Source organism: Micromonospora solifontis (genome assembly GCF_003725545.1).
Taxonomy (GTDB): domain Bacteria; phylum Actinomycetota; class Actinomycetes; order Mycobacteriales; family Micromonosporaceae; genus Micromonospora; species Micromonospora solifontis.
Window position 1 is genome coordinate 1 of sequence record NZ_RJLN01000140.1, and the last position, 8,698, is coordinate 8,698.

10 protein-coding genes and 2 pseudogenes are annotated in these 8,698 nt (G+C 67.3%); 6 read left to right on the forward strand and 6 right to left on the reverse strand.

The window, feature by feature from the left end:
- Positions 1–78: 78 nt before the first annotated feature.
- A complete protein-coding gene (locus EFE23_RS26660) occupies positions 79–963 on the reverse strand; it encodes an SAM-dependent methyltransferase (protein WP_123243643.1) in 885 nt (294 codons plus the stop codon).
- Positions 964–1,429: 466 nt separating this feature from the next.
- Here EFE23_RS26660 and EFE23_RS26665 point away from each other — a divergent pair, with 466 nt between their 5' ends.
- The 4 genes and pseudogenes from EFE23_RS26665 to EFE23_RS26680 all read left to right on the forward strand — a co-directional run bounded on the left by EFE23_RS26665 (position 1,430) and on the right by EFE23_RS26680 (position 4,260).
- Positions 1,430–1,996, forward strand: a complete 567-nt coding sequence (locus EFE23_RS26665) for an RICIN domain-containing protein (protein ID WP_123243644.1) — start codon at positions 1,430–1,432, stop codon at positions 1,994–1,996.
- Between the two features lie 214 nt (positions 1,997–2,210).
- Positions 2,211–2,459 (forward strand): RICIN domain-containing protein, encoded by a 249-nt coding sequence (locus EFE23_RS29640; protein WP_123243645.1) that lies wholly within the window; start codon positions 2,211–2,213, stop codon positions 2,457–2,459.
- A gap of 189 nt (positions 2,460–2,648) precedes the next feature.
- Positions 2,649–3,608: pseudogene (locus tag EFE23_RS26675) on the forward strand (transposase); the annotation flags it as partial.
- Positions 3,609–3,666: 58 nt separating this feature from the next.
- Positions 3,667–4,260 (forward strand): DUF2637 domain-containing protein, encoded by a 594-nt coding sequence (locus EFE23_RS26680; protein WP_233601159.1) that lies wholly within the window; start codon positions 3,667–3,669, stop codon positions 4,258–4,260.
- 388 nt (positions 4,261–4,648) lie between these two features.
- Here the strand turns inward: EFE23_RS26680 and EFE23_RS26685 are convergent, their stop codons facing one another.
- The 4 genes from EFE23_RS26685 to EFE23_RS26705 form a co-directional block, all read right to left on the reverse strand.
- Positions 4,649–5,302, reverse strand: coding sequence for a helix-turn-helix domain-containing protein (locus EFE23_RS26685; protein ID WP_148058547.1), 654 nt, complete (start codon positions 5,300–5,302; stop codon positions 4,649–4,651).
- Positions 5,303–5,307: 5 nt separating this feature from the next.
- Positions 5,308–5,727: a helix-turn-helix domain-containing protein gene (locus EFE23_RS26690; protein ID WP_123243648.1), complete on the reverse strand. Its 420-nt coding sequence runs from the start codon at positions 5,725–5,727 to the stop codon at positions 5,308–5,310.
- On the reverse strand, positions 5,727–6,221 hold the full coding sequence (locus EFE23_RS26695; protein WP_148058548.1) for a hypothetical protein: 495 nt from the start codon (positions 6,219–6,221) through the stop codon (positions 5,727–5,729). The genes EFE23_RS26690 and EFE23_RS26695 overlap by 1 nt, the downstream gene beginning before the upstream one ends.
- Before the next feature lie 508 nt (positions 6,222–6,729).
- The gene (locus EFE23_RS26705) at positions 6,730–7,026 is read right to left on the reverse strand and encodes a hypothetical protein (protein ID WP_158675930.1); all 297 of its coding nucleotides are present in this window, start codon (positions 7,024–7,026) and stop codon (positions 6,730–6,732) included.
- A gap of 339 nt (positions 7,027–7,365) precedes the next feature.
- On the opposite strand from EFE23_RS26705, the gene EFE23_RS26715 reads away from it, so the two are divergent.
- Together EFE23_RS26715 and EFE23_RS26720 are read left to right on the forward strand one after the other, a co-directional pair.
- On the forward strand, positions 7,366–8,223 hold the full coding sequence (locus tag EFE23_RS26715; RefSeq protein ID WP_158675931.1) for a helix-turn-helix domain-containing protein: 858 nt from the start codon (positions 7,366–7,368) through the stop codon (positions 8,221–8,223).
- On the forward strand, positions 8,210–8,410 hold the full coding sequence (locus tag EFE23_RS26720) for a DUF397 domain-containing protein (protein ID WP_123243653.1): 201 nt from the start codon (positions 8,210–8,212) through the stop codon (positions 8,408–8,410). Before EFE23_RS26715 ends, EFE23_RS26720 begins: the two co-directional genes overlap by 14 nt.
- A gap of 90 nt (positions 8,411–8,500) precedes the next feature.
- On the opposite strand, the pseudogene EFE23_RS28325 reads toward EFE23_RS26720, so the two are convergent.
- Positions 8,501–8,698 (reverse strand): annotated as a pseudogene (locus EFE23_RS28325) (hypothetical protein); the annotation flags it as partial.

An 8,698-nucleotide genomic window follows, 5' to 3' on the forward strand; every position in this document is an offset into this window, starting at 1 on the left:
TAGGCCCTCGCGAACGGCCGCGTTCAGGGTGACGACGACGTTACTGCAGCTCTACGCACCAAATGGAACCAGGAGGTTCTATGCCTTCTCAAGTACGATCAAGTGGTACTCCAGCCAGCGTCGCGACAATGCATGTTGCAACGCTGATCCGCCGATCATGTTGGCCCAGAACGGCACCTCTACAAGACGGTTGCGAACCCGTGGAACTACGGACGTGGCGCCGACAACCAGATTGATCAAACGGTCGCGAGGACGACCGAGGCGCAGGTACGACGTGAGATCCAAGTCCTCCACCATGCGCAGGCCAGCGCTCTCCGACATGGCGGCCAGCTCGGCTACAGTGTGCAAGCTGCCGATGCGCCAACCGGCGCGGAACTGGTCCAGACAACGCTCGCGAGCGGCAAGACCGCGATCCTTGTCGGTTACCCAGTCGTCGCACAGGATAAGGCGACCTCCAGGACGCAGCCTCTCCACGAGAGACGGGACCAAGTTCTCCAGAGAGGGCGAGTGTACGATCGCCTCAACGGCGACCATGGCGTCGTAATGTGGCTCTGCGGGTAGCTCAGCAAAGTCGGCACAGATCGCTTGACAGCGTTCGGTCAGTCCTTCACGAGCGAACCGTTTCTCAGCGATCTCGGCCTGCACTCGACTGATGGTCACACCAGATACAAGCCCGTCCATCTCATGGGCTAAGCGAACCATAGTCGCACCGACGCCACAGCCAAGGTCGAGCAACCTTGCGCTTTCGGCGGGCACGTGCCCGCGCAATCGCTCGATTATCAAACGGTTGACAGTGTCTGCCGCCTCCGCCACGCCCGCGACACCAGGCATCCACACCCCGCGGTGGATAGCGTCGCTGCCTGGGCTCTCGGCAACCAGCAGGAAGCGCCGGGTGTTGTCGTCGTAGTAGTCGGCAACGCGATCAACATGCCCAGCCGCAGCATCCTTGGATGTCGAACTCATCGAAGCACGTTATCACGCTGGCCCAACCACTGGGACGTGCCGCCATGCCTGGCAGAGACGGCGTACCGCTCGCGAAACTCCACTGTAGGGACCTACGGCCAGTGCACGCAGAGTGCACACCTCTACCAAACCTGACGGCTGCAGCCAACCCACGGCGGCGAGGCGTACGTCGATCCGGGCTGAGCAACGGCGCGGCGGCGACCACTGCGACCTGCGCATCGGAACGCACCCGCACGACAAGCACCCTCGAAGGCGGCATTGACTCGTACCCGTGGGTCAATTGGGCCGGGCAGGCGAACGGCTGCCGCTGCACCGCGGGCTTGGTTCCTCGTTGACGACCCGCCCGGCGATCTCATGATCATTGTCGAACATTCGTGGATGCCTATTGCACGAGAACGAGCCGTCTGGCACTGTCGCAGTCGGGAGATCACTCGGAGCAGCCGAGTGACCACGGGGAGGAGTCGCCGTGCGTAACAAAGTAATCAGGGCGGCAGTTTCGGCGGCTGTGACTGCGGCGCTGGCGGTTGCCGTTAGCCCGGCAGCCGCGCATGCAGAGACCGATGACAGGGCCTCGGTGCCGATCTCGGCGGTCTTGTCCCCGGCGAAGTCGCTGGCCGCAGTTCCGGTTGCGGTGAGGAACAAGAAGTCCTCAAAGTTCCTGCAGGCCGACAGTACCGCCAACAACGCCGTCGTCCGCCAGCAGAACGGCAGCGGCAGCAGTCTGCAGGGATGGATCCTCGTTAACGACTCCGGCTACACCACCCTTCAGAATTACGGCGTAGTCCGGAACCTGGGAACCGCAGGCGCCAGTACCGCCTCCAACACGTCCGCGGTCATCGTCAACCCCTCCTCCAGCTTCGACCAAGACTGGGTCGTATCGGCAATCGACGACACGTTCTTCTACCTCAGGAACCGTAAGAACACCTCGATGTGCCTAGGAATCGACGGTGCCAGCACCGCCGCCGGCGCGAGGGCCGCCATCTACACCTGCGCCAACGCGATCAACCAGACGTGGTCCTTCACCAACTTCTAGTTGAGCCCCGCATATCCGGTCCGGCCGAACAGACTGGCTCTGTTCGGCCGGACCGAGCGTTAAATGCCTACTCCGGCGCGGTAACGCCCGTCCGAGTCGGTCGAGCCGTACCACCAGTTGCCGGACTCGGCGTTGCGCAGACCCGAACGTCGTCCAGCGCAACGGCGGGCGTCGTCCACGGTCTGCCCGCGACTACGGCTCTATCGTGTGCGACATGGGAATCGACGGTGCCAGCACTGCCTCCGGAGCGGCGGCGATCATCGCGGCCCCGGGCGGCAGCTACAACCAGGACTGGAAGGTTCTGTGGACCGACAGCACGCAGACGTGGTTCCGACTCCAGAACCGAGGAAGCGGGCTGTGCTTGGGAATCTCGGGGGCAAGTACCGCTAACGGCGCGTTGGCCGCCCAGTTCCCGTGTGCCAACCCGCCAGCTACGAATCAGACTTGGCAATTCTTGAACTGACGCCAAAGGTCAGCGGCAGAGCTATGGCCGGCTCCGAGGTTCCACTTCGGAGCCTGCCGAAGTCACTAGCCTCGGCCCTTCGGTAAGGGTTGTCCAAGGGGTGGACCGGAACGAAAGAAGTGCCTTCTGATCAGGGAAAATAGGGCTTGTCGAGAGTCCCATGTTCCTGTCACGGAAGGCACTTGCAGGGTGCAGAGTACCGCAACGCGTCCAAAGATCATGGTGACCGGTGGTGGCCGCGGCGTGGTGAGTCACGCCGGTGCCCGGCTACTCGCCGACCTTGCTGACGCGACCGGTTTGGCCGGCGCGTTCAGTCAGGCGTTGGCGGGGTTGCGGCAGCGGCAGGGCGGGCATGATCCGGGCCGGATCGCCGTGGATATGGCGGTAATGCTGGCCGACGGCGGTGAGGCCATCGCCGACCTTGCCGTGCTGCGCAACGAGGCCGCGCTGTTCGGTCCGGTCGCTTCCGATCCGACGGCGTGGCGGCTGTTGTCGCAGCTCGACGAAACAGCGCTGGCTGAGCTGCGGTCCGCCCGGGCACACGCCCGCGAGGTCGCCTGGGCCCAGCACGCCGAGGTCCGCGGCGACCTGCCGTGGCCGACGTTGGCCGGCCGCCCAGTCGATGGCTTGGTCCTGGACATCGGCGCGACCATCGTGATCTGCCATTCCGAGAAGGAATCAGCGACCCGTACCTGGAAGAAGACCTTCGGCTTCCACCCGCTGCTGTGCTTCTTGGACAACACCGGCGAAGCCCTCGCCGGCCTGCTGCGCGAAGGCCGGGCCGGGTCCAACACCACCGCCGACCACATCAGCGTGCTCGACCAGGCACTCACCCAGATCCCCGACGCGGTCCGGCACGGCACCCCGATCCTGCTGCGCTCGGATTCGGCTGGTTCCAGCCACGGCTTCCTGGCCCACATCCGGGCCTTACGTGAGCAGCATCTGGACATCCGATTCAGTGTCGGCGCCGCGATCACCGAACCCGTGCGGGCGGCGATCCGGGCTGCAACCGGCTGGGTTCCGGCCGTCGACACCGACGGTGACCTGCGTGAACATGCCGAGGTCTGCGACATCACCGGTTTGTTCGACGCGGCTGGCTGGCCTGAGGGCACCCGGTTCCTGGTCCGCCGGGAACGCCCGCACCCCGGCGGCGTGGCTGACCGTTCTCGCGTTGGCGGGCGTCGCTGGTGCGATCTCGTTCGCCCATATGACTGAACTCGCCTTGCGGCACGGACAGTTCGGTTGGAAGGCGTATGCGTCCCCGGTCAGCGTTGACGGGCTGGAGATCGTGGCGAGTCTGCATCTGGTGGGGCAGCGTCGCGCGGGTCGCCGGACCGGCTGGGTTCCGTGGGTGACGCTCGTGGTCGCCACCCTGGCCAGTCTCGCCGCGAACGTCGCCGTAGGTGGCGACGATCTGATGGGCAAGGGGCGGGGCGTCGTCCGGGCCGAGGTCGGACGGGTCGCGACCTTTCTCGGACCGTCCGCGAGTAACGGGACCGGCCAGTCGGGGAGCCCGGCCTCCGGGCGGTCGACCGGTCTACCGATGCGGGCGGATGCGAGCGCGGTGGCGCAGTTGCTGGCGGCGGCGGGGGCCGCTCTCGCAACGCTGGAGAGGGATGGCCGGTCCCTGTCTCGTGATGCGTTGGCCGACGCGATGCGCGACGACGGAGTGTCCAATGCCCGGGTCTTGCTTCTGCTGAGGATCCTCAGAGCGGAGCAGGCGGCGTTGCCCGCGTCGTCGGCCTCCCGCTCGGTGGAGTTCAGGGTGGATCAGGCTGAAGCCGGGGACGACGTGATTTAGCGGAAGCGGATTGCAAGGTTGAGCGGCAGGCACCCGTGGTCCGGGTTGTCTGCCGCTCGGTGGCCCCGGGAGTTACGGCGGCGCGGGTTAGTCACTATCGCGCTCATACATTAAGGCGCTCTCGTCCAGGGGTCGGCCGCGTCCGCCCACCTGCCAGCCGCTGTAGGTCGGGGAGGACCTTTCCTCGAGTGGCTCTGGATCAGTCCCCGTCGACGAGATCACCAGGGCGGCGTGGTGTCTCGCCGGGCAGGGTGCTGGTTGCCCGCACGCGCCGCACACTCCGAGTTCGCTCTGGCGGTGGCGCTGATAGATGGCCACCGCCGTCTCGTACAGGACCGTTCGGCGCAGTCCCGGGATGGGGGTCAGGGGCGCGGTCACCGGCGTTCCTTCACAACGCAGTCTGCGATCCGTCGCTCCGATTAATCGGAGTAACCGTGGCGCAACGACCACCGCCGGATGCACGAGCGTGGTCGTCCGAAGTCATCGGTGGCATGCGGAGGATATTGGCGAAGCGAGTGCGAGCGTCCTGGTCGGCGAGTTTGAGGGCGTCGTCCAGGGCGGCCTGCATCGCCAGAGTGGGGTCTGCTGGGTGCCGGCGGTCCTCCCATCCGGCGACGACCGAGGCGGCGATGCGGAGCCGTTCGGCGAACGCTGGCACGCTGAGCCGCAGTGCCTCCCTTAAGGCGAGGATTTCCCGCCTGCTCCATCGGGCGACCGTGATCGTGCAGCCGCATGGGGCAGGTTCGACTGTCGCGCTCAGTTGGGCATAGCGGGCGGCGACCAGTTCGTGAAGCGCGCCGAACGCGTCCATCAACGTGCCTCGCGCCTCGAGCTCGCGGTCGACGCGCTCCCAGAAGCCGCGTGGCATGTTCTGCCGGCCGACCTCGACGTTGGCGATCGTGCTGCGGGAGTACGCCGTTCGCCTCGCCAAGGCGGCCTGGGTCTTGCCGGCCGCCTTGCGACAACGGGCCAGTTGCAGTCCCAGTGCCTGTTGCGCCTCGCGGATCCGTTCCGGCGTGACCGAGGTTCGGACAGCGCCCATCGCGCTCACCTTTCCCGTCCGCCGGGCAGCACGTACAAGCGCGCCCCGCCGCGGTTCGTCTCATGAAGTGCGGGACCGAGGTCGACCGATCCCACTGCCACGATCTCCGTGGTGACTCTGATCCGTGTCGGTGTTGTCGCCGATGCGGACCTCGCGGGCAGCGTGGCCGTCTGGTGGTTGACGAATCGCCACAATCGGGCCAGCGCTCCGCCGGTCTCGAGCACCTCGTCACAGCGAATCATCGCGTCGAGGCTCGCCGTACGTTCGGCTTTCTCCATCCTGCCGAGCAGGTCCGGGCTCAGGTACACCCGCGCCGCTAACCGGGCCAGCGACAGGCCGCGCTGCTGCCGCCAGCAGCGCAGCTCCGCGCCGAGGAAGTGCCGCCCGGACGCCTGTGGCGTCAGCTCGGCCGGTCGCTGCCCCATCAGGCTCGCCTGCGCCGGTCGGGGAGCGAGTACACCCGTGCCCCGGTGCCAGGACTCGGCAGTGGCGCCGCCTCGTCGGGACTGTCGTCGGGCATCGTGGTCAGTACGACGCGGATCGGCCCGGCGCTGCCGCTGTCGAGCGTGATCTCGACCGCCGCGCCCGCCGGGACGCCGAGACGGACAGTGGGCACCGCGTCCGCGACGCCGTTCGACCGTGCGAGCGGTGTGGGCGGTGGCACTGCCTCCGATGCCTGACGCACCACTGGCTGTCCGTCATCGGTCGGTCGGCCCGCACCGTAGACGACGTACAGCCCGATCGAGGCGTCGTCGTCCGCGCCGAAGACCCCGCGCAGCCCCGCCCGGACGTGGGTCAGCGGCCAGCGGACCTCACCGCGTTCGAGCTTGCCGATGTACGCGCCGTCGAGGTGCGTGCGTTGTTGCTGGTGCTCCCAGATCCATGCGTTGACCGCCTCGGCGACCTCCTGCCGCGACATCGCCCGGCCCGAGCCCGTCGGTGACGTCTTGGCCAGCCGTGCCCGCCGCAGCACATCGTTCGGCGTGCGTGGAGCCCTCGTGTGAGCGCCCGGTACGCGGTTCACTTGTCGATGCCCTCTCGAATCAGAATGTCTGCATGGCTGGCCCGACGCCGAGCCCGGTTGTGGCAAGCCGCTCGCCCTCACGGCGGAGCCTGCCCGAGCCGTGACTCACGACTGCGCTGCGGATACCTCGTCGCCGTCGCCGGCTGCGGCCCTCGTGAACCAGGAGGCCGGCGCAGCGCCCGCCACGGTTCGACCGACCTGGCGCACCCCCGAAGCGCCTGGTCGACGGCGTGGGAGACGTCCGTACTTGGTGAATGTGGAGGCCGCCTTCTGTCGGAGCACGGCTCGACCTCGCCGCACGTCACGCACTGGCCGGACGGCCGGACCTCCAAGTGGCGTTCGAGTTCCGCCTGGGCTCGTTCGACTTCCTCCAGGGCCGTGCTGGCCAGGTACGTCGTGCTCATCAGGACGACCTCGACGGCGACGCGATGCGGACCGCCCGCATGCGGACGAGCGCGGGCCGCGGGCTCTGGCCGAGCTGTGTGCCGTCGGCCCGCAGCGTCAGACCTTCCAGGTGGAGCCACTCGTCGTCGCCCACTCGGACTCGGTCGCCTGTGCAGGTGATCCGCAAGGTCAGCTGCCCGGTGCCGTACATGTAGTCCTGTTCGCCGACCTCGATCACGTCACCCAGCCGAGGAACCGTCATCGCGCTCGCCTGACCTGATCGCGAGCGATGGTCGTGGACCCGCATTGCGGGCACCACCGATCCTTGATCTTGAAGGACACCAGTCCAGCGACATAGCCGACCACCAACGCCGCGAGAACACCGAACAGCACCGCGATCACCTCAATCGGTCTGTGCCTGACAGCAGGGCCAGGCCCGGTTCGTCCGTCGCACTGAGGTCGCGTTGCGGATGGCGCTCTCGGCGCTGGCGCACCTACCGCCGCTGGCCCCGCCAAATTGGCGTCATGGCGACGCTACGTTGCGGCCTCGTACTATGTTCATCGATATTGCAGCATCGTACGATGCTGCGCAAGTACTAGGGTTACGGCTACGCCCTGTTAGGAAGGCTGGCCTTGTATGAGGGAAGATCAGAGGATGGCCCGATTCACTCCGCCGACTCCTCGCTCGCGCCGCCTCGGCAGGGAACTGCGGCGGCTACGCGAGGCGCGCAGCCTCACCCAGGGGGATGCGGCCAAGCTGCTCAGGTGCTCGCAGCAGCGGATCGCCCGCATCGAGTCCGGCGACATCAAGCCGCGCCCACGCGACGTGCTGGAGATCCTCGTCGCCTACGACGTGCCGCACGATGAGGAGCAGGGGCTGGCGCTGCGGGCGATGGCCGAGCAGTTGCGTGAGCCGGGCTGGTGGCAGCGGCTCAACACGCTCCCGGCCCGATACGTCACGTTCATCGCCTACGAAGCGGAGGCTACGGATCTCCGGCAGTTCCAGCCGACCCTGATCCCCGGGCTGATGCAGACCCGCGCGTACGCGCAGGAGGTGATCCGCATCGGCCGGGAGACCGACCAGGAGGAGATCACCCAGCGCGTCGAGGCGCGTCTCAAGCGCCAGGAGGTGTTGACGGCGCGCAAGCCACCGCTTCGGCTGCAGGCGATCATCACCGAGCAGGCGTTGATGCTGGAGGTTGGCGACGCGGACGTTCGCCACGAGCAACTGGCGCACATCATCAAGGTCGCCGCGCTGCCCAACGTGACCGTGCAGGTCCTGACGCTCGCTGCCGGCGCTCACCTCGCCGTGCACGGCGGCTTCGAGGTGCTGACGTTCGCAGACGGCGACCCGCCCCTTGGCTACATCGAGACCCTGGCCGGAGAATTGTTCCTGGAGTCGCCCGAGGAGATCCGGCGGCTCACGGGCGTGCACGAGCACCTGCTCTCCCTGGCGCTGTCGCCCAGGGAGTCGATCCGATTTATTCAGGAGAAGAAGGATGGAATCGGTTAAGTGGTTCAAGTCGAGCCGATCCGGGAACAACGGCTCGTGCGTGGAGGTCGCCCGCCTCGGCGGGGACGCCATCGGGGTCAGGGACACCAAGGCCCGAGGGCGGGGGCCGATCCTGACCTTCACGCAGGCTGAGTGGGATGCGTTCATCGGTGGCGCGAAGCTCGGCGAGTTCGACCTGACCGACTGACGCTGGTGGGCGCCCTGCGGAGCTGGGCGCCCACGGCCGCCGCGAGGCTGGCACGCGGGCGTGGCGCACGGGGCTGCAGGGCGGCATCGGCTATTCGCCCCAGTCGCACTGATCGTGCGGTACGCCTTGAGAGCGGGCGTAGGCGACGGCTTCGGCGCGGCCCCGAGCGTCGCCCCTGCGGTAGACGAAGGTCTTGTCCGGGAAGACGACGTACTTCTGGTCCTCGGTGTGGAAGTCGACGTACCAGCCGGGGCGGTCCAGGGCCTGGGCGAACTGGTCGGCTAGCCA